This is a genomic window from Lentzea alba, from assembly GCF_047445655.1.
Classification (GTDB): Bacteria; Actinomycetota; Actinomycetes; order Mycobacteriales; family Pseudonocardiaceae; genus Lentzea; species Lentzea alba_A.
The window spans coordinates 179,612-202,122 of sequence record NZ_JAJAEG010000017.1; the positions used below are offsets into that span (position 1 = coordinate 179,612).

29 protein-coding genes, 1 tRNA gene and 1 pseudogene are annotated in these 22,511 nt (G+C 68.0%); 14 read left to right on the plus strand and 17 right to left on the minus strand.

The window, feature by feature from the left end:
* The first annotated feature begins 85 nt into the window (after window positions 1–85).
* Entirely contained in the window at window positions 86–565 is a 480-nt protein-coding gene (locus LFM09_RS27890; protein WP_414099518.1) for a GAF domain-containing protein, read from the plus strand.
* Here LFM09_RS27890 and LFM09_RS27895 read toward each other — a convergent pair.
* The 5 genes from LFM09_RS27895 to LFM09_RS27915 all read right to left on the minus strand — a co-directional run bounded on the left by LFM09_RS27895 (window position 558) and on the right by LFM09_RS27915 (window position 3,236).
* The gene (locus tag LFM09_RS27895; protein ID WP_414099519.1) at window positions 558–845 is read right to left on the minus strand and encodes an antibiotic biosynthesis monooxygenase family protein; all 288 of its coding nucleotides are present in this window, start codon (window positions 843–845) and stop codon (window positions 558–560) included. The two genes, LFM09_RS27890 and LFM09_RS27895, sit on opposite strands and share 8 nt — an antisense overlap.
* Before the next feature lie 10 nt (window positions 846–855).
* The gene (locus LFM09_RS27900; protein WP_414099520.1) at window positions 856–1,080 is read right to left on the minus strand and encodes a hypothetical protein; all 225 of its coding nucleotides are present in this window, start codon (window positions 1,078–1,080) and stop codon (window positions 856–858) included.
* Between the two features lie 288 nt (window positions 1,081–1,368).
* Window positions 1,369–1,977: a hypothetical protein gene (locus LFM09_RS27905; protein WP_414099521.1), complete on the minus strand. Its 609-nt coding sequence runs from the start codon at window positions 1,975–1,977 to the stop codon at window positions 1,369–1,371.
* A gap of 212 nt (window positions 1,978–2,189) precedes the next feature.
* A tRNA-Pro gene (locus LFM09_RS27910) sits at window positions 2,190–2,263 on the minus strand.
* Between the two features lie 19 nt (window positions 2,264–2,282).
* A complete protein-coding gene (locus LFM09_RS27915) occupies window positions 2,283–3,236 on the minus strand; it encodes a metallophosphoesterase (protein ID WP_414099522.1) in 954 nt (317 codons plus the stop codon).
* A gap of 68 nt (window positions 3,237–3,304) precedes the next feature.
* Between LFM09_RS27915 and LFM09_RS27920 the strand changes: the two genes are divergently transcribed.
* On the plus strand, window positions 3,305–3,775 hold the full coding sequence (locus LFM09_RS27920) for a GatB/YqeY domain-containing protein (RefSeq protein ID WP_414099523.1): 471 nt from the start codon (window positions 3,305–3,307) through the stop codon (window positions 3,773–3,775).
* A gap of 40 nt (window positions 3,776–3,815) precedes the next feature.
* Here the strand turns inward: LFM09_RS27920 and LFM09_RS27925 are convergent, their stop codons facing one another.
* Window positions 3,816–3,944, minus strand: a complete 129-nt coding sequence (locus LFM09_RS27925) for a hypothetical protein (protein WP_414099574.1) — start codon at window positions 3,942–3,944, stop codon at window positions 3,816–3,818.
* A 169-nt stretch (window positions 3,945–4,113) separates the two neighbouring features.
* A pseudogene (locus LFM09_RS27930) lies at window positions 4,114–4,659 on the minus strand (HAD-IA family hydrolase); the annotation flags it as partial.
* Window positions 4,660–4,712: 53 nt separating this feature from the next.
* Between LFM09_RS27930 and LFM09_RS27935 the strand changes: the two are divergent.
* A complete protein-coding gene (locus tag LFM09_RS27935; protein ID WP_414099524.1) occupies window positions 4,713–5,360 on the plus strand; it encodes a GntR family transcriptional regulator in 648 nt (215 codons plus the stop codon).
* Here LFM09_RS27935 and LFM09_RS27940 read toward each other — a convergent pair.
* Window positions 5,357–7,801 carry a penicillin-binding protein gene (locus LFM09_RS27940; protein ID WP_414099525.1) on the minus strand — a complete coding sequence of 815 codons (2,445 nt, stop codon included), beginning with the start codon at window positions 7,799–7,801 and terminating at the stop codon, window positions 5,357–5,359. The two genes, LFM09_RS27935 and LFM09_RS27940, sit on opposite strands and share 4 nt — an antisense overlap.
* Window positions 7,802–8,038: 237 nt before the next feature.
* On the opposite strand from LFM09_RS27940, the gene LFM09_RS27945 reads away from it, so the two are divergent.
* On the plus strand, window positions 8,039–8,329 hold the full coding sequence (locus tag LFM09_RS27945) for a WhiB family transcriptional regulator (RefSeq protein WP_414099527.1): 291 nt from the start codon (window positions 8,039–8,041) through the stop codon (window positions 8,327–8,329).
* Between the two features lie 10 nt (window positions 8,330–8,339).
* Here the strand turns inward: LFM09_RS27945 and LFM09_RS27950 are convergent, their stop codons facing one another.
* The 3 genes from LFM09_RS27950 to LFM09_RS27960 are packed head-to-tail and all read right to left on the minus strand — an operon-like array spanning window position 8,340 to window position 10,752.
* Window positions 8,340–9,467, minus strand: a complete 1,128-nt coding sequence (locus LFM09_RS27950; protein WP_414099528.1) for an ArsA family ATPase — start codon at window positions 9,465–9,467, stop codon at window positions 8,340–8,342.
* Window positions 9,464–10,456: an ArsA-related P-loop ATPase gene (locus tag LFM09_RS27955; protein WP_414099529.1), complete on the minus strand. Its 993-nt coding sequence runs from the start codon at window positions 10,454–10,456 to the stop codon at window positions 9,464–9,466. The genes LFM09_RS27950 and LFM09_RS27955 overlap by 4 nt, the downstream gene beginning before the upstream one ends.
* A gap of 44 nt (window positions 10,457–10,500) precedes the next feature.
* The gene (locus LFM09_RS27960; protein ID WP_414099530.1) at window positions 10,501–10,752 is read right to left on the minus strand and encodes a hypothetical protein; all 252 of its coding nucleotides are present in this window, start codon (window positions 10,750–10,752) and stop codon (window positions 10,501–10,503) included.
* A 69-nt stretch (window positions 10,753–10,821) separates the two neighbouring features.
* Here LFM09_RS27960 and LFM09_RS27965 point away from each other — a divergent pair, with 69 nt between their 5' ends.
* Genes LFM09_RS27965 through LFM09_RS27980 form a run of 4 tightly spaced genes read left to right on the plus strand, consistent with a single transcriptional unit; the run spans window position 10,822 to window position 13,184 of the window.
* Window positions 10,822–10,977 (plus strand): DUF4177 domain-containing protein, encoded by a 156-nt coding sequence (locus LFM09_RS27965; protein WP_112262548.1) that lies wholly within the window; start codon window positions 10,822–10,824, stop codon window positions 10,975–10,977.
* Window positions 10,974–11,426, plus strand: a complete 453-nt coding sequence (locus LFM09_RS27970; RefSeq protein ID WP_414099531.1) for a RidA family protein — start codon at window positions 10,974–10,976, stop codon at window positions 11,424–11,426. The genes LFM09_RS27965 and LFM09_RS27970 overlap by 4 nt, the downstream gene beginning before the upstream one ends.
* A gap of 1 nt (window position 11,427) precedes the next feature.
* Complete coding sequence (locus tag LFM09_RS27975) at window positions 11,428–12,030, plus strand: hypothetical protein (protein WP_414099532.1); 603 nt, start codon at window positions 11,428–11,430, stop codon at window positions 12,028–12,030.
* An 11-nt stretch (window positions 12,031–12,041) separates the two neighbouring features.
* Window positions 12,042–13,184 (plus strand): hypothetical protein, encoded by a 1,143-nt coding sequence (locus LFM09_RS27980; RefSeq protein ID WP_414099533.1) that lies wholly within the window; start codon window positions 12,042–12,044, stop codon window positions 13,182–13,184.
* Here the strand turns inward: LFM09_RS27980 and LFM09_RS27985 are convergent, their stop codons facing one another.
* Both LFM09_RS27985 and LFM09_RS27990 read right to left on the minus strand, forming a co-directional pair.
* On the minus strand, window positions 13,185–14,075 hold the full coding sequence (locus LFM09_RS27985) for a Gfo/Idh/MocA family protein (protein ID WP_414099534.1): 891 nt from the start codon (window positions 14,073–14,075) through the stop codon (window positions 13,185–13,187).
* Window positions 14,076–14,089: 14 nt separating this feature from the next.
* Window positions 14,090–14,446: a hypothetical protein gene (locus tag LFM09_RS27990; RefSeq protein WP_414099535.1), complete on the minus strand. Its 357-nt coding sequence runs from the start codon at window positions 14,444–14,446 to the stop codon at window positions 14,090–14,092.
* Window positions 14,447–14,485: 39 nt separating this feature from the next.
* Here LFM09_RS27990 and LFM09_RS27995 point away from each other — a divergent pair, with 39 nt between their 5' ends.
* Both LFM09_RS27995 and LFM09_RS28000 read left to right on the plus strand, forming a co-directional pair.
* Window positions 14,486–15,280 (plus strand): NUDIX hydrolase, encoded by a 795-nt coding sequence (locus LFM09_RS27995; RefSeq protein WP_414099536.1) that lies wholly within the window; start codon window positions 14,486–14,488, stop codon window positions 15,278–15,280.
* Complete coding sequence (locus LFM09_RS28000) at window positions 15,277–16,086, plus strand: MBL fold metallo-hydrolase (protein ID WP_414099537.1); 810 nt, start codon at window positions 15,277–15,279, stop codon at window positions 16,084–16,086. Before LFM09_RS27995 ends, LFM09_RS28000 begins: the two co-directional genes overlap by 4 nt.
* On the opposite strand, the gene LFM09_RS28005 is transcribed toward LFM09_RS28000, so the two are convergent.
* The gene (locus LFM09_RS28005; protein ID WP_414099538.1) at window positions 16,083–16,505 is read right to left on the minus strand and encodes an HIT family protein; all 423 of its coding nucleotides are present in this window, start codon (window positions 16,503–16,505) and stop codon (window positions 16,083–16,085) included. The genes LFM09_RS28000 and LFM09_RS28005 overlap by 4 nt on opposite strands.
* Window positions 16,506–16,562: 57 nt before the next feature.
* Here LFM09_RS28005 and dnaN point away from each other — a divergent pair, with 57 nt between their 5' ends.
* On the plus strand, window positions 16,563–17,654 hold the full coding sequence (dnaN, locus tag LFM09_RS28010) for a DNA polymerase III subunit beta (protein WP_414099539.1): 1,092 nt from the start codon (window positions 16,563–16,565) through the stop codon (window positions 17,652–17,654).
* 114 nt (window positions 17,655–17,768) lie between these two features.
* Here dnaN and LFM09_RS28015 read toward each other — a convergent pair whose 3' ends face one another.
* The 3 genes from LFM09_RS28015 to LFM09_RS28025 form a co-directional block, all read right to left on the minus strand.
* Window positions 17,769–19,022 (minus strand): MFS transporter, encoded by a 1,254-nt coding sequence (locus tag LFM09_RS28015; protein WP_414099540.1) that lies wholly within the window; start codon window positions 19,020–19,022, stop codon window positions 17,769–17,771.
* 327 nt (window positions 19,023–19,349) lie between these two features.
* On the minus strand, window positions 19,350–20,024 hold the full coding sequence (locus LFM09_RS28020) for a Crp/Fnr family transcriptional regulator (protein ID WP_030469453.1): 675 nt from the start codon (window positions 20,022–20,024) through the stop codon (window positions 19,350–19,352).
* Window positions 20,025–20,206: 182 nt separating this feature from the next.
* Window positions 20,207–20,446, minus strand: coding sequence for a hypothetical protein (locus LFM09_RS28025; protein WP_109630982.1), 240 nt, complete (start codon window positions 20,444–20,446; stop codon window positions 20,207–20,209).
* A gap of 136 nt (window positions 20,447–20,582) precedes the next feature.
* Here LFM09_RS28025 and nth point away from each other — a divergent pair, with 136 nt between their 5' ends.
* From nth to LFM09_RS28040, 3 genes are read left to right on the plus strand one after another with little or no spacing between them, the layout of a single operon-like run.
* Window positions 20,583–21,290, plus strand: coding sequence for an endonuclease III (nth, locus tag LFM09_RS28030; RefSeq protein ID WP_414099571.1), 708 nt, complete (start codon window positions 20,583–20,585; stop codon window positions 21,288–21,290).
* Window positions 21,287–21,850: a TlpA family protein disulfide reductase gene (locus LFM09_RS28035; RefSeq protein ID WP_414099541.1), complete on the plus strand. Its 564-nt coding sequence runs from the start codon at window positions 21,287–21,289 to the stop codon at window positions 21,848–21,850. Before nth ends, LFM09_RS28035 begins: the two co-directional genes overlap by 4 nt.
* A complete protein-coding gene (locus LFM09_RS28040) occupies window positions 21,847–22,503 on the plus strand; it encodes an NUDIX hydrolase (protein ID WP_414099542.1) in 657 nt (218 codons plus the stop codon). Before LFM09_RS28035 ends, LFM09_RS28040 begins: the two co-directional genes overlap by 4 nt.
* The last annotated feature ends 8 nt before the right edge of the window (window positions 22,504–22,511 follow it).

Consider the following 22,511-nt stretch of genomic DNA (forward strand, 5'->3'; position numbering starts at 1 on the left):
GTATCGACGATCAATTGATCGCGCCAGTGTTCACCCGGCACCGGAATATCTAGGTTGCCGGCCTCTTCAGAGTTAACGTTGATGCATGTCCGAAACGACGGAGCTGCTGGCCGAAGCGGCCACGTTGGAGGAAGTGCAACGGATCGTCCGCACCACGGCCCGTTCGTCGCTGAGCGCCCACGGCGCCACGTTGGTGCTGCTAGACGGCGATCTCTGCTACTACGCGGACGAGGACTCGATGAGCCCGCTGTGGAAGGGCCAGCGTTTCCCCGTGGCGAACTGCATCAGCGGCTGGGCGATGTTGAATCGCCAGACCGTGACGATCAGGGACATCCGCTTCGATTCGAGGATTCCTCAAGAAGCGTATCGGCCGACGTTCGTGCGAAGCCTGCTGATGGTCCCGATCCTGCGCCCAGAACCACTCGGCGCGATCGGCTGCTATTGGGCAGTCCCGCACACGGCGACCGTCGAGGAGACCTCGGTGCTGGAGTCGTTGGCGTTGGCAGCCGGCGAGGCACTGGAACGCTTCCCGGAGGGCCTGCCCGCGCGGGGCTTCTTCAACTGAAGTGCCTGAGGGCGAGCGGCCGCTGCAGGTACTCGTCCTCGTCCGGGAACGTCACCGGGTCGGTCCGCCAGTTCTTGCCCGCGTAGTTCTCGAGCGCCTGCTCGTCCCGCCACCGGCTCACGTACTGCACCTTGAGCGGGTCCTGGAGGTCGACGAGCACTTCGTGACTGATGAGGCCGTCGTAGGTCTCGGGGAACGTCTTGACGAGGTCCCGCACCCGTTCGACGAACTCCTGCTCCCGCCCCGGCTTGGCGAGCGCTTCGGACACACGAGTGATCATGCGCCCGATGCTATGCGTTGAGCTCGTCCTCGAAGATCTGATCGACCTGCTTCGAGGCCCGCGAAAGTGCCTTGACCGCGACCACGACCGCGGCGAACCCGGCCGCCACCGCGACCGTGACCCAGGCCGACGTGAGCATGTAAACGATCGCCAACGACTGCAACACCACAATGGCTTTAGCCGCAACGACGACCCACGACCTATGGACAGGTTTGGCGGCGGTGACGGTGTCCATCAGAGCATCTCCCGACTGGTTCAAACGACTGCCGAACGCACGTCCCGTCTTTCGCGTTGATCTCGACACCCGTTACTTACCGTGAGTTGAATCGTCAACCTTCACCCGTAAGGGTTAACGTTACGTGCACGTTCCGTATAGTTTGATCCAGAACGGTGGCGCTGTGTACCCAACACCACGGTGACCCCTGCCGCCGCTCGTGTCGAGCTAGGTCACACGATCGGGTGGTAAACGGGAACGGCAGTGACCTTTCGCGAGCAGGCCACTGCCATTCGACCCTGGTCGAATTCATCCAACCGGCCAAACCCAACCCCGGCTGCCGTCCGAGGCGGGCTGTGGCCAGGCAGAGGCCACCGAAGTCGCGGAGTCGGGTACCTCGACTTCGACGGTCCCCGTGTAGCGCGAGTTGGGCAGGATCGTGTTCGACAGGCCGGCGGAAGACTCGGTGCACAGGCCCGGCTTCGCGTCGTGGACGAAGCCGTCGTTTCCAAGACCCTTGAGAGAGAACGGGTTGAAGATCGTTGGGGCGACGAACGCCGCTTCGGAACTCATCGTGCCGGTGGTCAGCGAGACGTGGAGTAGCAAGGTCTTGCGCCCGCCGGCTGCCGGAGTGCCGTACTGGTAGCACTTCGGGTTGATGTCGATCTTGTCCACGGTGAACTTGATCGAGCATGACTCGATGTCGGTCTTGCAGTCGTACCCGGAGAGTTCGCCGATCTTCTTCGGCAGGAAGCCCTGAGCGGTGTACTGGCGCTTCGGTGCGGCGGACGTCTGCGGTGCGGAGGAACTGCTCGGCGTGGGGCTTGGGGCGGGACTGCTGGTCTCTGCGGTTGGTCCGGTGCACGAGGCTGCGAGCACGACCAAGGCGCAGGCTGGGATGGCGGCGGGACGGAACATGGGCGACCCCTCAAGGCGAGGCTGTGTGGTGTACCCGTCCACATCGACTTCGGTCGCGGTGCGTTACCGAATTCACTCAGAAGGTGTCGCAGCGTGATCGCGGTCTCTGGCAAGCTGAGCGGGTTCCAAGAGGGATTCATCCGCTGCTATCGGGCGCCGAAAACAAAAATCGGGCCGATTCCAAAACAGAATGGAATCGGCCCGATTTTTAATCGGGGTGACAGGATTTGAACCTGCGACCTCTTCGTCCCGAACGAAGCGCGCTACCAAGCTGCGCCACACCCCGGCTGGGAACGAGTAGAACTCTACATCATGTCCGCGCCAGCTCCGAATCGGACCCCCTCATTCCGCCCCTGACCAGGCGTGACGGGCCGCGGAACCAAGGTCAGCAGGGAAGCCTCCGGCGGGCAGCAGAACCGCACCGGCGCGTACGGCGAAGTGCCCATCCCTGCGGAAACGTTCATCCACATGTGCGAGCCCCAGCGGGAAACGCCGCGGGCGCGCGAACGGTCCAGTTCGCAGTTCGTCACAAGGGCGCCGTAGAACGGCACGCGCAGCTGGCCGCCGTGGGTGTGGCCGGCCATCACGAAGTCGTAGCCGTCGGCGGCGAACGGGTCCAGCACGCGCGGCTCCGGCGAATGCGTGACGCCGAGGCGCAGCACTGCGGAGGGGTCTGGGGTGCCGGCGATGTCGGCGTAGCGGTCGCGCTTCAGGTGCGGGTCGTCGAGGCCCGCGCAGAAGATGTCCTGGCCGTTCACCGTCAGCGTCTTGCGCACGTGGGTCAGGTCTTCCCAGCCGCGCTCGATCATGCCGGCGCGGAGGTCGCGCCACGGGAGGGTCACGCCGTGGATGCGCTTGGTCTTGGACGACGGCAGCAGGTAGCGGACCGGGTTCTTCAACCTGGGCGCGTAGTAGTCGTTGCTGCCGAACACGAACACGCCCGGCTTGTCGAGCAACGGGCCGAGCGCGCGCAGCACGCCGGGGACGGCGTCCTTGTGCGCGAGGTTGTCGCCCGTGTTCACGACGAAGTCCGGGTTCAGGTCGGCCAGGGAGGCCACCCAGCGCTGCTTGGAGACCTGGTTCGGCGTCATGTGCAGGTCTGAGATGTGCAGCACACGGATCGGTCGGGCGCCGGGGGACAAGACGGGCACTGTCGCGGTGCGCAGGGTCCAGTGCCTGCGTTCGATTCCTGCCGCGTAGGCGATGGTGGCGGTGCCGACTGCGGCGGTGGCGAGGAGTGCGCGACCGAGCGTGTTCACGTGTCAAGGGTACGGAAGGCGGTTAACTCGATCGGCGCGGCATCCTGCGGGCGGTACCGTTCTGCGCCATGGCGGAGTTGAAGACGCGGTTGCAGAACGACCTGACTGTGGCGATGAAGGCCAGGGAGACGGTCACGGCCGGCGCGCTGCGGATGGCGCTCACGGCTGTCACCAACGAGGAGGTCTCGGGCAAGCAGGCCCGTGAGCTCAGTGACGACGAGGTCGTGAAGGTCCTCGCGCGTGAGGCCAAGAAGCGCAAGGAGGCTGCCGAGGCGTTCGACGGTGCCGGCCGGGCGGAGAAGGCCGAGCTGGAGCGCCAGGAGCTCGCCGTGCTGGAGATCTACCTCCCCAAGCAGCTCGACGACGCCGAACTCGCATCCATTGTGGACAAGGCGTACGACGCCGTCGCCGCGCAGCTGGGTGAGGCGCCGGGACAGAAGCAGATGGGCCAGGTCATGAAGGCCGTCAACGCCGAGGTCGCCGGGCGGGCCGAGGGTGGTCGCGTCGCCGCCGCGGTGAAGGCCAAGCTGACGTCGTGAACGAAGTGGCGCAGCGGCTGATCCGCTGCGGCACTCCCGTCTAGAACGCCTTGTCGACCGCGTCCGCGAACTCGCCCATCGACCCGAACTCCAGGTCGTAGCTGAACTCGCCGGACGGCTCCGGCGTCGCTCCCCAGCCCGGCCGGTCGTGCCGCCGGTTGATCCACACGGACGGCAGTCCCTCGCNCGTCCGCGAACTCGCCCATCGACCCGAACTCCAGGTCGTAGCTGAACTCGCCGGACGGCTCCGGCGTCGCTCCCCAGCCCGGCCGGTCGTGCCGCCGGTTGATCCACACGGACGGCAGTCCCTCGCGCCGTGCCGGAACGTGGTCGTGGAACAGGCTTTGCGCCACGTGCAGCAGGCCGGAACGGTCCACTCCCAGCTCGACGAGCTTCGAGTCCAACGCGCGGAAGTGGTTCGCGGCGGGCTTGTAGGCGCCGACGTCCTCCGCCGTGATGATCGCCGCGAAGTCCCCGTGCAGCTGTCGGTTGCTGCCCGCGAACCCGGCGCGGTGCACATTGGACAGAATGATCAACTTGTACCGGGAAGCCAACCGGGACAAGGCTTCCGCGGAATCGGGAAAAGCCGGCCAGTCCGGCACCGAAGCGCCCAGTCGCTGAGCCCACTCCGAACTCACCGGGCGACCCAGCGCCTCACCGGTCCGGCGGAACGCGGAAGCCAGCACGTCCGGATAGAGCGCGGAAGGCGTTTCCGCCTGCACGGCGCCCTCGTGAGAGCCGTAGGCGACCAGCAGCTCCTCATCCGTGAGGTCGAGCCCCTGCTCACGTGCCCACGGCGCGAGCACCGCGGCGATACCGGTCTCCCAGTCGATGAGCGTGCCGTAGCAGTCGAAGCTGAGTGCCTGGAACTTGGTGAGGTCCATGAGGTCAAACTGTAGTACAGTTCAACTGTAGGGCAACCGGTTAAACTGGCCACATGTCAGCTCTCGACGGCCTCGAAGTGCGCCGCACCACCACCGCCCAGCAGCTGGCCGACGGTCTGTCCGAACGCATCCTGGCCGGGGCTTTCGGGCCAGGTGACCGGCTCAGGGAAAGCGCGATCGCCGCCGAGCTGGGCGTCGCGCGCAACACCATCCGCGAAGCCGTCCGCATCCTGGAGCTGACCGGCCTGGTCCGCTACGAGGTCAACCGCGGCGCCGTCGTCATCGCGCCCACGCCGGAGATCGTCGAGGCGCTCTACACCGCCCGCGAACGCCTCGAAACGGCAGCGGTCGCGCGCACGCCGCGTCCAGAGCAGCTCGAAGCGATCACTGAAGCCTTCAATCAACTCAAGCACGCCGCGGAGACCGGCGACCTGAACAAGATCGTCGACCGCGACCTGGCCTTCCACCAGGCCGTCGTCAAGCTCCTCGACAGCACGAGGCTCGACGAGTTCTACGCCGCGATGACCAAGGAGCTGCGCTTCTACCTGACGGTGCTCTCGAAGGAGGAGACACCGGACGAGGTGGTCCGCGAGCACCAGGTCATCCTCGACGCCATCCGCTCCGGCGACCGCGACAAGGCGGTCGCCGAGATCCGCGCCCACATCGACGCGAGCGTCCAGCGCCTGAAAGACCTGTTCTAACGCCGTGGCACGGGTTCGGTGGGCAGTGTGATCGGTGGTGGTTCGTTCGGGTTGCCGGAGTTGCCGGGGTCGTTCGGATTGCCGTTCGTCGGCTCGGTCGGCACCGGCGGCGGCACGTAGCCAGAGCTCACCGACAGCGTGATGATCGTGCCGCGCAACGCGTTGCCGCGCGGCGACTGCGAGACGACCGTCCCCTTCGGCTGGTCGGAGTTGATCGTCTGCTGGGAGACCTTGTAGCCGGCCTGCTCCAGGATCCGCGTGGCGTCGTTGATCTGCTTGCCCACGACGTCCGGGATCTGGATCTCCCGGCCGCCCTTCAGGTAGCGCGGCTCGACCGGCTGCAACTGCTTGACCGGCAACGAAGCGTGCAGCTTCGTCATCGTGTCGAACCACGTCCGAGCCGGGATCGTGCCGCCGAAGATGGTGCCGTTGCCGCACAGCCGGGGCGGGCCGTTCACGCAGATCGGGCGCGGTGAGGTGCCGTCGTTGAACGTCTGCACGGCGCCCGCGAAGTCCGGGGTCGCGCCGATGAACGCCGCCGACTTGTACTCCTCGGTGGTGCCCGTCTTGCCGATCATCGGGCGGGTCCACTTGGCCGCGCGGGCGGCCCCTGCGGCGGTACCGCTGCCCTGGTCGTCCTTGCTCATGCCGGCGGCCAGGCCGTTCGCGAGGCCTTCGGCGACGACCTGCTCGCACGGCGCCTCGTTCATCGGCACGGGCTTGCCGTTGCGGTCCAGCACCTTGTTGATCGGGGTCGGCGGGCACCACTTGCCGCCGCTCACGATGGTCGCGACGACGTTCGCCAGCTCCAAAGTGGACACCGGCGCGGGCGACAGCGTGAACGACGCGTTGCCGCCGTTCTGCTTGTAGAACTCGGTCTGCGAGATGCGGTTCTGCTTGTCCTTGGCCTTCGGGTCCGGCCGGGTGCCCTGCAGGTTCGTCGCCATCGTCTCGCGCATGCCCAGCCGCGAGGCCATGTCGACCACCGCGTCCATGCCGGTCTGCTCCTCCAGGATCACGAAGCCGGTGTTCGGCGAGGTCGCAAGGGCCTGCTGCAGCGTCATCGACGACGGGTAGCTGCCGTCGAAGTTCGACAGGCAGTACCAGCGGGTGCCCGGCTCGCCGGTGCTCGGGCAGCGCTGGGCGCCACCCTTGAACACGCGCGAGACGTGGTGCGTCGGCGTCGGGATGACGTTCTCGATGCCGAGGCCCTTCTCCAACGCCGCCGCGGCCGTGAAGATCTTGTAGACCGAGCCGGCGCCGAACTTGTTCTCCACGCCGCTGGGCAGGTCGTACGTCGTCTGGCGCTGGTCCGCCTTCAGGCCGTAGTCGCGGTTCGCGACCAGCGCCAGCACGTCGTGGCGCTCCTTGCCGGGCTTCACGACCGCCATCGTGTTCGCGATGCCGTCGACGTTCTTGCCGACGCCCGCCTCGGCCGACGCCTTCGCCTGCGCGGTGACCGTTCTGTCCAAAGTGGTCTGAATGGTGTAACCGCCGGTGCGCAGCTGTTCTTCGCTGAAACCCGCGCGCTGCAAGTAGTTCACGACGTACGAGCAGAAGAAACCGTTTTCCGGTCCGGCACCCACACAACCGTTCGGCGGGGTGCGCACCGGAGTCGCGAGTCCGAGGCCTTCCTTCTTCGCCGCCTCACCCGCGTCGCGCGACAGCTTGTCGTTCTCGACCATCCTGTCGATCACTTTGTTGCGCCGCTCCAGCGCTTTGTCCGGATACGCTTCGGGGTCGAGCGCTGACGGACTGTTGACCATTCCGGCGAGCATCGCGGCTTGAGGAACCGTCAACTTGTCGGGCGTCGTGTTGAAGTAAGCCTGCGACGCCGCCGCGATCCCGTAAATGGTCGAACCAAAAGGAACGACGTTCAGGTACCGGGCGAGGATCTCCTCCTTGCCGAGCTTTCGCTCCAGCTGCAAGGAGATCCGGGCCTCGCGCATCTTGCGCGCGATGGTCTGCTCCTGGGCCTTGGCCTGCTCCAGCTTGTTGTTCCGCGCCACGACGTGGACCAGGTAGTTCTTGACGTACTGCTGGGTCAGCGTGGACGCGCCCTGCGTCACGGCGCCGCTGACCTGGTTCGTCAGGCCCGCGCGGATGGTGCCCTTCCAGTCCACGCCCTGGTGCTCGTAGAACCGGCGGTCCTCGACCGAGATCAGCGCCGCCTTCATGGTCGGCGAGATCTTCTCGGGAGGTGTCAGGACTCTGTACTGGTCGTACATGTAGGCGATCGGCAGCCCGTCCTTGTCGGTGACCGTGGTGATCAACGGGGGATCTGTGGTCACGAGGTCGGCGGAGATGCTGTCCACGGTGTCGCTGGCGCGGTTGGACACGAGGCCCGTCGCGCCCACGACTGGGAACAGCATGCCGGCGAGGAGAACCCCAGCCAGCAGGCACAGGCCGAGCATCTTGAGCACGCCATTCCTGACTCGCACGCGGGTCAGCGTACGCCGTACACGAACGGGTGACAGTGATCAGTAAGGGCCGTTACTCAGCATGAGTAGAGATACGCAAGACAGGTAACAACTCGGTGGCCCAGGGTTGGACGTGGAACCGAACGGCACTACAGTCCGTCAACGTCCAAGGAATGCAGCCGTAGCTCGAACGCTACGGCATCCGTGGCAGGGGTGTGGCGGATTTCCACATTTGGACAGCACTGAGGAGTGGGGGATATGAACCAGGGGGATTGGCGTATCAACGCTTCGTGCCGTGATGAGGAGCCGGATCAGCTCTTCGTTCGTGGTGCGGAGCAGCGCAAGGCGAAGCTCGTGTGCCTGGGTTGCCCAGTTCGCATGGAATGCCTGGCCGAAGCGCTGGACAACAAGATCGAGTTCGGGGTCTGGGGAGGCATGACCGAGCGCGAACGCCGTGCTCTGCTGCGCCGCCGTCCGGACGTCGAATCGTGGTTCGAGCTGCTCGACAACGCACGTCAAGAGCACCTCGAAGACACACGGGTGGGGTAGGGCCCAGGGCTCACTCCCCGGCCAGGCGCCGACCTATCTCTCGGAGGCCGTCCAGGTCGTGCACGTCCGCGGGCAACGCGGGCACGCCGACCAGCGCCACACCGGGGTGAGCACGCGTGAACCGGGCCAGCAGTCGTCGTTCCCGATCGGCGACTGCCACCCGGTCCGCGTGCAGCCTGAGCACTGCCGCGGCGAGCGGCGCCTCACCGGAGCGGTCCAGATCTTCCGCTGCGGCGAGGGCCTTCGCCGCGGGCAGATCCGTCGCGATGACGGGATGAGTCCTGTTCGCGACAAGCCCGCACAACGGCATGTTCTCGGCGCTGAGCCGCTCTACGAAATAGCTCGCCTCGCGCAATGCGTCCGGTTCCGCCGCCGCCACCACCACGAATCCGGTGCCCGGTGAGCGGAGCAGCTCGTACGTGCGCTGGGCGCGTTCGCGGAATCCGCCGAACATGCTGTCGAACGCCTGAACGAACGTCGACGCGTCCTGCAACAGCTGACCGCCGACGATCGTCGACACCGCACGTGTGAAAAGGCTGAAACCGGTTCCGACGATCTTGAGCAGACCGCGGCCGCTCGCACGCGCCGGCGCCGAGAGCATCCGGATGAACTTGCCGTCGAGCACCGTCGACAGCCGCTGCGGCGCGTCCAGGAAGTCCAGCGCCGACCGCGACGGCGGGGTGTCGACGATGATCAGGTCCCACTCGTCCTGCGCCACCAGCTGGCCCAGCTTCTCCATCGCCATGTACTCCTGCGTGCCGGAGAACGACGAGGAAATGGTCTGGTAGAAGGGGTTCGACAGGATCTGGTCGGCCCGGTCGCGGCCCGCGTGGGTCAGCACCATGTCGTCGAACGTGCGACGCATGTCGAGCATCATCGCGAACAGCTCGCCCTTGGGCTCGAAGCCCTCGACCACGACCTCGCGCGGGTGGTTGTCCAGTTCCCGCAGGCCCAGCGACTGCGCGAGCCGCCTGGCCGGGTCGATCGTCAGCACGACGACGCGCCGGCCGCGTTCCGCCGCCCGCAACGCCAGCGCGGCCGCGGTCGTGGTCTTGCCGACGCCGCCCGAGCCGCAGCAGACGAGCACGCGGGTCGCCGGATCGTCGAGCAACGGGTCGAAGTCGAGCCTGGTGGTCACCGCACACCCGCCGCGACCAGCACCTCGGCCAGCTCGTACAGCGCGGCCACGTCCACCCCGTCCGTCAGTTCCGGCAGCTCCACCGTCGGCAGGTCCGAATGACTGAGCAGCTCCATCGCTTCCTGCTGTGACTGCACGCGGATGGCGTGCTCCACCGTCTCGTCGACCAAACCTTCGAGCGTGAGCTCGTCGAGCTCCAGCCCGGTGGACCGGAGGCCGGAGAGCACGCGCGACGAGTCGACCCTGCCTTCAGCGGCGACCGGAACGGAACGCGCGGGCAGCCGGGCCGGATGCACCCGGTTGACCAGCACCGCGCCCGGTCGCAGGTCGGCGCCGTCGAGCTCCGCGACCGCGTCCAGCGTCTCCCGCACCGGCATCTCCTCCAGCAGCGCCACCAGGTGCACCGCCGTGTCACCGGAGTGCAGCAGCCGCACCACGCCGTCGCTCTGCCCCTTGATCGGCCCGACCTTCGCCAGGTCGGCCATGGCCTTGGTGACGTCCAGGAACTTGACCACGCGCCCGGTCGGCGGCGCGTCCAGCACGACCGCGTCGTAGAGGTGGCGGCCGTCCTTGCCGGTGCGGTTGACGCACTCCTTGACCTTGCCGGTCAGCAGCACGTCCCGCAGGCCCGGCGCCAGCGTGGTGGCGAACTCGATGGCGCCCATCTTGCGCAGCGTGCGGCCCGCGAAGCCCAGGTTGTAGAACATCGCCAGGTACTCGAGCAGCGCCGCCTCGGCGTCGATCGCCAGCGCGTGCACCTCACCGCCGCCCGGCGCGGACGCGATCCGTTCCTCGGCGTAGGGCAGCGGGGCGCGGTCGAAGAGCTGGGCGATGCCCTGGCGTCCCTCGACCTCGATCAACAGGACCCGGCGGCCTCCGGTGGCCAGCGCGAGCGCCAGCGCGGCCGCGATCGTGGTCTTCCCGGTGCCGCCCTTGCCGGAGACCACGTGCAGGCGGGCTCGGGTCAGCTCCTCGGTCCACGACGTCACACGTCCAGACTAGGTGTGAAATCGGTCGAAGGTGGACTGGTCGGTCAATCCATCATCGTGAGGAAGAAGACGGCCATCGCGGTTGCGGCGACGAGCGCCCACGCGACGACCGACGGCAGCCACAGCGCGATGCTGACCGTGATCACGGCCACGACCACGAGCCCGATCAGCCCCGCCTTGACGACGTCCGCGTGCTGACTGTGCTTGCGATCACGCACCTGCGCCATGGCGACGAGAACCATCACCAGCCCGCCCACTCCGAACAGGCTGGTGGCGATGATCCGCCAGGTCTCCATGTGATCAAGGTAGCCCGAACGGCGAGAACCGCGAAGGCGTCGATCGGGTGGCGCGTTACGCTTCCGCGCATGACGAAGTGGGAGTACGCGACCGTTCCGCTGTTGATCCACGCCACGAAGCAGATCCTCGACCAGTGGGGCGAGGACGGCTGGGAGCTGGTCACCGTGCTGACGAACCCGACGGGTGAGCAGCACGTCGCGTACTTGAAGCGGGTGAAGGGATGACCTGGAGCACCCGCCTGAAGGAGCTCGGCGTCGAGCTGCCCGGCGTCGCCGCCCCGCTCGCCGCCTACGTGCCCGCGACGCAGAGCGGGTCGTGGGTGTTCACCTCCGGCCAGCTGCCGTTCGTCGAGGGCAAGCTCCCCGCCACCGGCAAGGTCGGCGCCGAGGTCTCCCCGGAGGAGGCCAAGCAGTACGCCGCGACCTGCATCCTCAACGCGCTGGCCGCGGTCCACGCGCTCGTGGGGATTGACTCGATCAAGCGCGTCGTGAAAGTTGTCGGGTTCGTGGCCTCCGCCGAGGGCTTCACGGGGCAGCCGGGTGTCATCAACGGTGCCTCCGAGCTCCTGGGCGAGATCTTCGGAGACGCGGGCAAGCACGCCCGGTCGGCCGTGGGGGTCGCAGAGCTGCCGATCGGCGCTCCTGTGGAGATCGAACTGATCGTCGAGGTGTGACATGTCGGACACGTGCCACGAACTGCTGCTGAGGCTCGCCGGACGCCTCCCGGACGACCTGCTGTGGCGGTATCGGGACTGGGCGGCTTCTGACGCGTATGCGGTGCTAGCGCGGTCGCTGCCGCGCACCCTGCTGCACGGACGCGTCCCTCTGACTGATCATGAGATGCGCCTTTTGCAGGACGCGCTGGTGCCCTACGGGGCGGAACCCGGTGCTGTCAGTTCGGTCAAAGGGCTGGACGAACTGCCACCCACCGACTACACCTTTTCCCCGGAATCACCCGATCGGGTGCCGATGGGGGATTCCGCGACCGTCGTGCTCGGTGCCACGCTTCGAGGCCGCCACGGGGTCGGTGAAGTTCGCTCCTGCTGGCGCATCGGTCCCTCCGGGGTCAACCGCGTCCTGCTGGTCGCGGCGACCACCGGCCACGCCCGGCTGACCGGTGAGTTGCAGCGCGTTCTGCGGGCGTTGGGCGAACACGACCCGTGCGTCGAGGTCGTGCCGTCCGGTCTGGACCTTCCGCCCTACCACCGGGCGGCGTTGGCGGCATCGGAGCTGGTTTGTGCCGGCGCCGAGTCCGAGGAGCACCTGGTGCTCAGCTAAGGAGAGTTGACGTGACGAACGACGGTGTCGGCCTGCCGGTCCGTCTCCACGATCTCCTGTTGTCGATGGCTGGGCGGGTCGACGACGACGCCCTGTCGCAGGCACGAGAGTTTCTCGCGGTGGGGGAGCTCGACCGAGCGGTCGAGATGCTCGTCGGCACGCTTCTCGCGGGCAGCATCCCGGTGCTGCCGGACGAGAGAGCAGCCATCACGTGGGCGCTGCACGAGGTGCGTTCCGACGCGTCCTTGACCGACCGCCTGCCGGTCGTCGAGGTGCTGCCGTTCGTGCGTCACCGCTTCACCTCCGAGACCGACCCGGCCTCGGACATCGCGACGGCGCTGACCCGTGCGGTGTCGGTGCTGCCGGACGTGCGCTCGGTGCGTTGCGTCTGGCGTTCCTCACCTGCGGGCTCCACGCCGGCCCCGTTGCCGCAGCGCGTGGTGCTCGTGGACATCGGTCCGCAGGGCTTCGCGCCCGCGACCGCCTACCGGGTCGACTCGGTGCTGCGCAAGGCCGGCGTCCGCGCCGCGGTCGAGGTGCTGACCGTCGGCACCCAGCTCAGCGACTACCACGCCTCCGCGGTGACGTCGTCGCGTCCGGTGCCGATCTCCGGGGCTCCGATGGCGCCCCCGCCGCCGCAGTCACCGGCCATGGCGCACGAGCCGGCCGCCGCCTGGTTCGACCAGTCCGCCGAAGAACCTCCCGCTCCGGCGCCGGTGGCCGAGCCGACACCGGCGCCGGAGCCCGTGGAGGAGATCGGCTCACGTCGCGCACGTTCATCGTCGTCGACACTCGAGGGCTCGCAGCCCTTCCCGCCCAAGCCCGTCAAGCGCATCCCGATGGTGCCCGCGGAGCCGGAGATCGAGGCTCTTCCCGAGCCCATGCCGATCAACCGGGCCGAGGTGACCACCGAGCTGAAGCCGGACGAGCTGGCCGCACTGCAGGCCGCGCTCGCCGAGTCGCCGGAACCGTCCTCCGTGGACGCGAACCTGAGCGAACGGGAGCGGGCCCTGCTGCAGCAGCTGCACGAGGAGCTGGCGCAGCGGGAGCAGACCGGGGCGAAGTCGACCGACTCCGGCCGTTGGCAGATCGACCGCTCTTCGGCGCGTCAGTCGGCGTTCGGCGCTACGAACAACGGGCACCAGCCCCAGTAGTCAGGCACCGGCCTTGCTGCGCGCGAGGTCGATGATCCGCTGCAGGTGCAGACCGCGGCGCACGTCGCACTCGTGCGTCGTGGTGTCGCTCTGCACCATGGCCACGAAGTCGTCGAGCAGGTTCGTGAAGCACTCCGACGCGGGCGTGTCGCGGCTGTTCAGCGTGCGGTGGCCGTTCGTGCCGAACACGGTGAAGTCCGCGAACGGCGGCTGCAGCGGCAACGACAGGGTCAACGTCAGCGTGCTCGTGGCGCCGCTCTTGTGCTGCAGGATCAACTGCCACAGCCCGGTTTCCGACACGTTCGCCGCGATCACGTCGGTGATCTCGCCGAGTGCCGCGTCCAGCAGGTCGAACGCGTGCGGGCCGATGTCGTCCAGCGCGCCCTTCTCGTGCCGCCACGGCGAGTCCGAGAAGGGGCCGTCCAGCAGGGCACCGGTGAGCCAGCGCCCGTCCGCACCCGTCCAGCCGCCGGTGCGGTGCAGCTGGGCCAGCAGTTCCTTGGTCTCGGGGGCATAGCGGCGGGTCAGCACGACCAGCGACGCCACGTTGGCGCTTTCGACCGCTGTTGCGAGCTGCTCGGCCACTTCGACCGACTCCGCGATCGGCTTCTCCAGGATGACGTGCTTGCCGGCGTTGGCCGCCTCGATCGCCATCGGCGCCTGCACTCCCGGTGGCACGCAGAACGCCACCGCGTCCACAGTGGACAGCAGGTCCGCGTAGCTCTCGAACGGCTCCGCGCCGTGCGCGTAGGCGAGTTCCTGCGCCGCTTCCGGCCGTCGCGCCCACACTCCCGCGAGCTGGGTTCCGGGGTGGTTCGCGATGCCGGGGGCGTGGATCATGTTCGCCCACGGGCCCGCACCGACAAGTCCTACGCGCAGCTGTTCGTCCACTCGCACATCCTGCCTCAGGAGTAACTGGCCTTGGGGACGAAGATCTCGCCGCCGTTGTCGAACTTCAGGCGCACGCCGTCGTCCGTCGTCTCCCGGTCCGGGTCGTGCTCCCAGCCGTTGGGAACGGTGACGATGTGCCCGCGGTCCTCTGCCGGACCGAGCCAGATCTCGTAGTAGACGCCGCCGACCAGCCGTTCGACCTTCTTCACGTACACGCCGGGTGCGGTGGACGTCGGATCGACGCTGATCACGGTCGTGCGGTCCGGCACGAACATCACGACCCCCGCCACCGCGGTCAGGCCGGTGCCCAGCACCGCCCCGAGCAGGAACAGCAGGATCTGCACCAGACAACCGGAGACCTTCGTCGCCATCACACCATCCTCGGGTAAGCGCGGTCGTACGCTCGGAGAATGCCCGAGGACATGACCTTGCCGGGAAACCTGGTACCCAACACGGCGCCGGCTCAACCCGCTTCCGCCCGGGACGCCGTCACCGTGGTGCTGATCCGCGATGGTTCCGCCGGTCTTGAGGCCTTCCTGCTGCGACGCGTCAAGGGCATGGCGTTCGCGGGCGGCATGACCGTGTTCCCCGGTGGTGGCGTCGATCCACGAGACGCCGACACGTCCGTCGCGTGGGCCGGTCCGCCGCCCGAGTGGTGGGGTTCCGTCTTCGGCGTCGATCCTGCTCTGGCCCGCGCCTTCGTGTGCGCCGCGGTCCGCGAGACGTTCGAGGAGTCCGGCGTTCTGCTGGCCGGGCCCGACTCGTCGTCGGTCGTCGAGGACACCTCGGTGTTCGCCAAGGCCCGCCAGCAACTCGTCGACCGCGAACTGTCGCTGGCCCAGTTCCTGGCTGTCGAGGGGCTGGTCCTGCGGGCCGATCTGCTGCGGCCGTGGGCGAACTGGGTGACGCCTTTCGAAGAACCCCGCCGCTACGACACCCGCTTCTTCGTGGCCGCCCTGCCTTCCGGTCAACGTGCCGACGGCGAGACCACGGAAGCCTCCGACGCGTCCTGGCAAACGCCCTTCGAGGCCGTCCAGGACGCCCAGGAAGGCCGCCGCATGCTCATGCCGCCCACCTGGCGCACCCTCGACGAGATCGGCGCCCTCGGCACGGTCGCGGCGGTGATGGCCGAGGAACGCAGCGTCTCGAAGATCATCCCGAAGCTGATCCGCGACGGCGACGTCATCCGGGTGGTGTTGCAGTGAGCGGCTCCCCACTGATCGGCGCCCGCGCCGAGCACCCGCTTTACGGCGAGCTGCGCCAGGTCACCCCGCACGCCGCCGTGCTGCTCGCGGACAACCCCTCGCCGATGACGTTGGACGGCACCAACACGTGGCTTCTGAAGGCTCCGGACGCGTCGTCCTACGTGGTGGTGGATCCCGGTCCGCTGGATCCCGTGCACCTGAAGCGGATCGCGTCCTTTGGCCCGGTCTCCGAGATCCTGCTGACCCACGGCCACCCGGACCACTCCGACGGCGCGCGCTCGTTCGCCGAGCTGGTGGGCGCTCCGGTTCGGGCTTTGGACCCGACGTTCACGTTCGGCTCCGAGGGCCTGGTCGACGGGGACGTGATCACCAGTGCCGGGCTGGAGCTCCGCGTGCTCGGCACGCCCGGTCACACCAGCGACTCGCTGTGCTTCGTGATTCCTGGCGAGGCCGTGCTGACCGGCGACACCGTGCTGGGTCGAGGGACCACGATCGTCGCCCATCCGGACGGCAAGCTCGGCGACTACTTCGAGTCGCTTCGGTTGCTGGCCGAGCTGCCTGCCGACACTGCTGTCCTGCCAGGGCACGGGCCGGAGCTCGCGGATGCGGGTGAGGCTGCGCGTGCCTATCTGGCCCATCGGACCCAGCGGCTGGATCAGGTCCGTCGGGCGGTTTCTGCGCTGGGTGGTTCGCCCACCCCGCGGCAGGTCGTGGAGGTCGTCTACGCGGACGTGGACCGGGTGTTGTGGCCGGCTGCCGAGTGGTCGGTGCGGGCTCAGCTGGAGTACTTGCGCACCGAGGGCTAGAAGTACGCCCGCAACCGTTCGGTCAGCTCGGCCGCGTCGCCGGTCGGTGCGTCGGCCCATTCCTCGTGCCACGGGAGCTCGTCCGGCGTCCCCTGATGCCGCGCGAACACGTGCTGGTGGAAGTGGGCCACGGCGCGTCCCGCGATCGCGGAGAAGACGAACAGCGGGTCCAGCTCGGCCCGCAACCCCACGGCGGCTGATCGAGCTGCCCGCCCCACCGCCTCCGCCTCGGCGACCGTCAGCGCATCCAAAGTCGCTACATGCCGCCGCGTCTCCACGAACAGATACCCCAGCGCTCCTGCGGGCCGATGTGAGACCACGACCAGGTCGTCGGTGAACACCACTGGGCCGACCAGCGGTCCGTCACCGCGGTGCTTGGCGCAGATCAGGCATCCATCCGTCACCCGCTGAGACGACATGCTTGCGCTCCGTTCCGACGTCCGAAATTGTCAGGGGTGCTCGCTAGCGTCCCAGGCATGGACCTCACCGCCACGACTTCCGAGCTGGCAGGGGCCGCCGCCGAGGTGGCGCGGCTGCTTCCCACCCGCGTGCTCGACCCCGTGCTCGCCGGACTTCGCCTCCGCGCTGACACAGCCGTCGAGATCGCGGGCAGCGACCAGGAGCACGGCGTGCGCCTGACCGTGAACGCGACCGTCCACACCGAAGGCGAGGTGCTCGTGCCCGCGAAGCCGCTGGCGGCGACCCTCCAGGCGCTGGACGAGCCGCAGGTGAGGCTGGTCGTCGAAGGTCAACGGCTGGCGATCCGCACGCCGAGCAGCAGGTTCGCGATCCCGTTGCTGGACCTGAACAACCACCCCGGCATCCCGGACCTGCCGCCGCTGCAGGGCCACATCGACGCGGACAGGCTGAAGATCATCGCGGCGGTGGCGAGCGCGGCCTCGAAGGACGACGCGCTGCCGATCTTCACCGGCGTCCGGATCCTCTCGGACGCGCACAAGCTGCACGTGATCGCGACCGACCGCTACAAGATGGCCCACGCGACGCTGCCGTGGGAACAAGAAGGTCAACTCGACCTGTTGGTACCGACTAAGCCCATCGTCGAAGCAGCCCGGCAGGCCACAGGGCCGGTCGCCCTGCACGCGAACGAGGACCGCATCGGCCTCGCGTGGGACCACAACTCGATCTCCACCACACTCTTGGCCGCTCCGTTCCCGGACGACCGGGCGCGCCGACTCCTGGAGGCAGTCATCGACAGCACGGTGCTCGTGGACGCGGACGCTCTCGCTCGCGCCGTCCGCAGGGCCACGCCCTACGGCGGTCCGCACCAGGCGGTGACCATCCAGGTCGAGGACTCCGAGCTGCGCGTCAAGGGCAGCGACCCGCAGCAGGGCGAGTCCGAGGAGTTCGTGAAGGCCACGGTCGAGGGCGACCGGGTGACCAAGACGTTCCAGGCCCGCTACCTGGCGGATGCGCTGAAGGCGTTCGCAGGCCGCCGGATCGAGTTGAAGATCCAGGACGGCCTGCGGTCCACAGTGCTCACCTCGACTCCGGGCGAAGACGGCGTCGAGCTGACGTACCTGGTGGTGCCCTTGCGGTCAGTCGCGTAGTGCCGTGACCGCCAACCATCGCCGCGTCTTCCGACACTCAGCAGGGCGCCTCGCGGCACCACGGTGCACCCGTCTGACCGTCGAAATACGAGGCGAAGGCAGGCGGTCACGGCACTAGCGGGCGGCAAGCTCCATCTCGGAACGCGCCGGCAGCGGCTCCGAAGCCGGAACGCCCCGGCTGACCGTGCCGCGCAGCAGCCAGACCGCCAGAGCGATCAGCAGTCCGGCCACACCGGACGCGATGAACGCCGGCTGCGTGCCGAAGTGCTCGATCAACTGCCCGGACAGGCCCTGCCCGATGGCGAGGCCGACGGTCACCGAGGTGATCACCCAGCCGAACGCCTCCGCGGCCATGCCGTTGGGCGTGACCTGCTCGATCGCGGCGGAGTGCGCGGTCGACTGCGGCGTGATCAGCGTGCCGACCACGAACAGCGCGATGCCGAGACCCACCAGTGAGGCGGGGATCGCCAGCAGCAGCGACAGCAGGCCGAACCCGCCCAGCAGCACCGGCAGGCGCAGGTGCATCGGGCGCGGCCACGGGCGCATGCCGTAGAGCACGCCGAAGATCACGGAGCTGATCGACCACAGCGACAGCATCAGGCCACCCATCGAGGCGTGACCGGCGGCCTTGGCGAACGCCGGCACCGCGACCTCGACGAACCCGATGGTCACACCGAAGCCGAGCGCGGCCAGCGCCACGGTCCGCATGCCGGGGTAGGCGAACGCCCCGAGCAACGGACGCGGAGCCTGCTCGACCGGACCCCAGGCGCGCACGACGGGGTTGAACGCGAACCACAGCGCACCGAAGACCATCATCACGGAGCCGACGACCACACCGGTGCCCGCCCACGGCGCCGCCAGCAGCAGACCCGCGAGACCTGGTCCGAGGATGAAGAAGACCTCCATGCTGATCGACTCGTAGGCGTAGGCCGCCATTCGAGTCGGGCCGGAAGGCAGCATCCGCTCCCAGAGCGCACGCGACGCCGAGCCCACCATCGGTTCGGTCGCGCCGACGCCGAGGGCCAGCGGGACCAGCACGAACACCGTCGCACCGGCCTCGACGGCGATCACCGAGACGGTGACGAACAGTGCGAACAAAGCCGTCACGACCATCAACGGGCGGGTGGGGCCGAAGCGGTCCATCAGCCGTCCCTGGACGACCGAGCCCATCGCCACACCGACCAGCGCCGCCGCCGAGACCATGCCGGCGACCGCGAAGGAGCCCGTCGCGCGCTCGACGTAGAGCAGCAGCGAGAGCCCGACCATCGCGATGGGCAGGCGGGCGAGCAGCGACGCGACCACGGGGCCGCGCATGCCGGGGGTGGTCAGAGCAGCGCGGTAGTCGGATAGACGGGCGGAGTGGGACATGTGTACCAGTATGCCAAACCTGGTACGGATGTACCAGATCAGGTGCGCAGGGTCACCATGGTTGCGATTGGGTCACGGGAATGGGATGACCGGGTGAAACATGCAACGAATCGGCCACACAGGGGGTCCTTGAGGGTGAAAGGACTTGAGCGGTCGGGGTGGAGACATGCGAAAGTTGACTCATCCACCGAGACCAACCTCTGGCTTGAGGGTCGGGGCCTACGCGCCAGAGGGATGGAAGGCACGGTTCGTCGGGGGATGGGCCGTGCAACACAAAGGACCGGTGCGCCACGTCGGGGGTGGCGCCCGGTCCTTTGTGTTTGAGCCTTAGCGAGCCCGGCGAGCCAACCGCTCGGGGTCCAGGATCAGCACGCTCTTGCCTTCGAGCCGCAGCCAGCCGCGGTGCGCGAAGTCGGCGAGAGCCTTGTTCACGGTCTCGCGGGACGCGCCGACGAACTGGGCGATCTCCTCCTGCGTCAGGTCGTGCGTGACGCGGAGCAGGCCGGCCTCCTGCGAACCGAAGCGCTGCGCGAGCTGCAGCAACGCCTTGGCAACACGGCCGGGCACGTCCGTGAAGATCAGGTCGGCCAGCATCGAGTTCGTCCGGCGCAGCCTGCGGGCAAGTGCGCGCAGCAGCTGCTCGGCGATCTCCGGCCGGTTCGTGATCCACTGACGGAGCGCGGGGCGGTCCATGGACACCGCGCGCACCTCGGTCACCGTCGTCGCAGTGGACGTGCGGGGGCCGGGATCGAAAATGGACAGTTCGCCGAACATGTCGGAGGGTCCGAAGATCCCCAACAGGTTCTCGCGGCCGTCCGGCGACTTGCGGCCGATCTTCACCTTGCCGGACTGGATGATGTACAGGCGATCGCCCGGCTCACCCTCCGCGAAGATCACGTGGCCACGCGGGAACTCCACCGTCTCCAGGGTCTGCGCCAGCGCCTCTGCGGCTGCCGGGTCAACTCCCTGGAAGATGCCCGCTCGCGCCAGGGTCTCGTCCACCTCGTCCCTCCTAATCGACGCGACGGCACGCCTACCACCATCTTTGGTGGAGTCAGCGCCGTGCCGCCGATCACTGCGTTGCAGTCTAAGGGCTGTGTTGTGGATCGCCGCTCGGCTCGCCGTCTTACTAGGAAGAACCAGGCTGGTTCGATCCAGAAGCCCAACGAGCCAGCTTACGCCATCTAGCGGACGCGCTTGCGCACGCTTCCGCGACCACGGCGGCGCAGGCGGAAGAGCTCGAGGGCGCGACCGATGCCGTGTCCGTAGAGCGCCTTGACCTCATCAGGCCTGGCGGACTCCAGGAACTCCTCGACCTCGTTCTCCTGCACGGCGACGTGCCGGAGCTTCGCTTCAACCCGCTCCATGAAGAGCGCGAAGAACATGATCACGATCGGTACGACGATCACAAACCAGGCAGTCATGATGCTCCGCAGTGTGGCGCAAGTGGGATTCGAGTACGCGTCTAGGGGGTGGTTCCGGCGTGTTGACTACGCTGAATCAGTGCCCGCAACCAAGAAACCGGAAACCAAGCTCGGCCTGACCCGCAGGGCCCGCCGGATGGTGCGCGTGCTTGCCGAGGGATACCCCGACGCGCACTGCGAGCTGGACTTCACCACGCCGCTCGAGCTGATCGTGGCGGTGGTGCTGTCCGCGCAGTGCACCGACAAGAAGGTCAACGAGGTCACTCCCGCGCTCTTCGCGAAGTACCCGACGGCCGCCGACTACGCCGGCGCCGACAGGGTCGAACTCGAAGAGATGATCCGCCCGACCGGTTTCTACCGGAACAAGGCAACGTCTCTGCTAGGTCTCGGTGCTGCTCTTGTGGAGCAGTACGACGGGGTGGTTCCGGGCACGCTGGAGGAGCTGGTGAAGCTCCCAGGTGTAGGACGCAAGACGGCCAACGTGGTTCTCGGCAACGCGTTCGATGTGCCCGGCATCACAGTCGACACCCACTTCGGGCGGCTCGTCCGCCGCTGGGGGTGGACCGACCTGGAGGACGCGGTCAAGGTCGAGCACGCGATCGGTGAGCTCATCGAGAAGCGCGACTGGACGATGGCCTCGCACTGGATCATCTTCCACGGCCGCCGCGTCTGCCATGCCAAAACGCCTGCGTGCGGTGCCTGTCTGCTGATGAAGGACTGCCCGTCGTACGGCCTGGGCCCCGAGGATCCGGTCAAGGCCGCGAAGCTCGTGAAGGGCGACGAGAAACCACACCTGATCGAACTCGCCGAGCGGGTCCGGGCCGGTGAGAAACTGGTCGGGTGAACAACCGCACCCGCTGGCTCGTCCTCGTGCTCGTCCTGGGCGTAGCGGGCGTGGTGGCGCTGTGGCCGCGTGACCGAACGCCCGAGCCACAGCCCACGTCGTCCCGTCCGGCGCAGGACGTCAACGCGTTGCGCGCGCAAGCTCAGCTACGACCGTGCGTTCCCGGCAGCGAGGGCGGTGTCGACGTGACGTGCCTCGGTGACGGCACCCGGACGGCCCTCGCGCTGAAGGGGCCCATGCTGATCAACTTCTGGGCGACGTGGTGCCAGCCGTGCCAGGCGGAGCTGCCCGTGCTCGACAACTACGCGAAGCAACCAGGTGCCGTCCCGGTCGTCCCAGTTCTTGTGGAGAGCAGGGAGGCGGACGGCCTCGAGCTGCTCGCCCGGCTCGGCGTGCGGTTGCCGTCGGTCTACGACGGGCCGGACGAGCTGCGCAAGCGCGTGAAGGCCCCGATCGGGCTGCCGGCGACGTACTTCGTCGGTGCGGACGGCTCGGTCCGGCAGATCACGGACCCGCCGTACTTCACGGCGGCCGAGCAGGTGGAGAAGGCGGTGCGATGACGGAGGCAGTTGAGCCACCCGACTGGATGCAGCGCCTGGCGAAGGCCACCGAGACGATCGACGCACGAACGTTCATGCGGGTCCCGCGAGCGCCGTCGGACGGGGTGCGCGAGGCGTCGGTGCTGATGCTGTTCGGCGAGGGCGACCAGGGGCCGGACGTGTTGTTGCTGCGCCGCGCGGACACGCTGGGCTCGCATCCGGGCCAGGTCGCGTTCCCCGGCGGGGCTTCCGACCCGGACGACGACGGGCCCGTCGCCACGGCATTACGCGAGGCTTACGAGGAGACAGGTGTACTTGCGTCAGGAGTGAGACCACTGGCGCTGCTGCCGGAGCTTTACGTTCCGGTGTCCGGGTTCGTGGTCACGCCCGTGCTCGCCTACTGGGAACAGCCGAGCCCCGTTGCACCCGTCGACGCGGCGGAGACCGCCGCCGTCGCTCGGGTGCCCGTCGCGCATCTCGCCGATCCTGCGAACAGGTTCCGGGTGCGTCACCCTTCGGGCTACGTCGGAGCGGCCTTCTCCGCGCCGGGCATGTTGGTGTGGGGCTTCACCGCGGGGTTGATCAACGGCCTGATCGCACTCGGCGGCTGGGAACAGCCGTGGGATGCGACCGATGTGCGTGACCTTGAACTAGCGTTGCGCGCTACACAGTGAGGCGGAGG

Bases quoted from the DNA above. Each gene is read 5' to 3' on its own strand.
- LFM09_RS27905 (WP_414099521.1), bottom strand. From the start codon at position 1,977: ATGTTCCGTCCCGCCGCCATCCCAGCCTGCGCCTTGGTCGTGCTCGCA.
- LFM09_RS27895 (WP_414099519.1), bottom strand. From the start codon at position 845: ATGATCACTCGTGTGTCCGAAGCGCTCGCCAAGCCGGGGCGGGAGCAG.
- LFM09_RS27890 (WP_414099518.1), top strand. From the start codon at position 86: ATGTCCGAAACGACGGAGCTGCTGGCCGAAGCGGCCACGTTGGAGGAA.
- LFM09_RS27990 (WP_414099535.1), bottom strand. From the start codon at position 14,446: ATGGCGACGAAGGTCTCCGGTTGTCTGGTGCAGATCCTGCTGTTCCTG.
- LFM09_RS27960 (WP_414099530.1), bottom strand. From the start codon at position 10,752: ATGGAGACCTGGCGGATCATCGCCACCAGCCTGTTCGGAGTGGGCGGG.
- LFM09_RS28015 (WP_414099540.1), bottom strand. From the start codon at position 19,022: ATGTCCCACTCCGCCCGTCTATCCGACTACCGCGCTGCTCTGACCACC.
- LFM09_RS28005 (WP_414099538.1), bottom strand. From the start codon at position 16,505: ATGTCGTCTCAGCGGGTGACGGATGGATGCCTGATCTGCGCCAAGCAC.
- LFM09_RS27965 (WP_112262548.1), top strand. From the start codon at position 10,822: ATGACGAAGTGGGAGTACGCGACCGTTCCGCTGTTGATCCACGCCACG.
- LFM09_RS27945 (WP_414099527.1), top strand. From the start codon at position 8,039: ATGAACCAGGGGGATTGGCGTATCAACGCTTCGTGCCGTGATGAGGAG.
- LFM09_RS27970 (WP_414099531.1), top strand. From the start codon at position 10,974: ATGACCTGGAGCACCCGCCTGAAGGAGCTCGGCGTCGAGCTGCCCGGC.
- LFM09_RS28040 (WP_414099542.1), top strand. From the start codon at position 21,847: ATGACGGAGGCAGTTGAGCCACCCGACTGGATGCAGCGCCTGGCGAAG.
- LFM09_RS27995 (WP_414099536.1), top strand. From the start codon at position 14,486: ATGCCCGAGGACATGACCTTGCCGGGAAACCTGGTACCCAACACGGCG.
- dnaN (WP_414099539.1), top strand. From the start codon at position 16,563: ATGGACCTCACCGCCACGACTTCCGAGCTGGCAGGGGCCGCCGCCGAG.
- LFM09_RS27920 (WP_414099523.1), top strand. From the start codon at position 3,305: ATGGCGGAGTTGAAGACGCGGTTGCAGAACGACCTGACTGTGGCGATG.
- LFM09_RS28025 (WP_109630982.1), bottom strand. From the start codon at position 20,446: ATGACTGCCTGGTTTGTGATCGTCGTACCGATCGTGATCATGTTCTTC.
- LFM09_RS27935 (WP_414099524.1), top strand. From the start codon at position 4,713: ATGTCAGCTCTCGACGGCCTCGAAGTGCGCCGCACCACCACCGCCCAG.
- LFM09_RS27900 (WP_414099520.1), bottom strand. From the start codon at position 1,080: ATGGACACCGTCACCGCCGCCAAACCTGTCCATAGGTCGTGGGTCGTC.
- LFM09_RS27975 (WP_414099532.1), top strand. From the start codon at position 11,428: ATGTCGGACACGTGCCACGAACTGCTGCTGAGGCTCGCCGGACGCCTC.
- nth (WP_414099571.1), top strand. From the start codon at position 20,583: ATGGTGCGCGTGCTTGCCGAGGGATACCCCGACGCGCACTGCGAGCTG.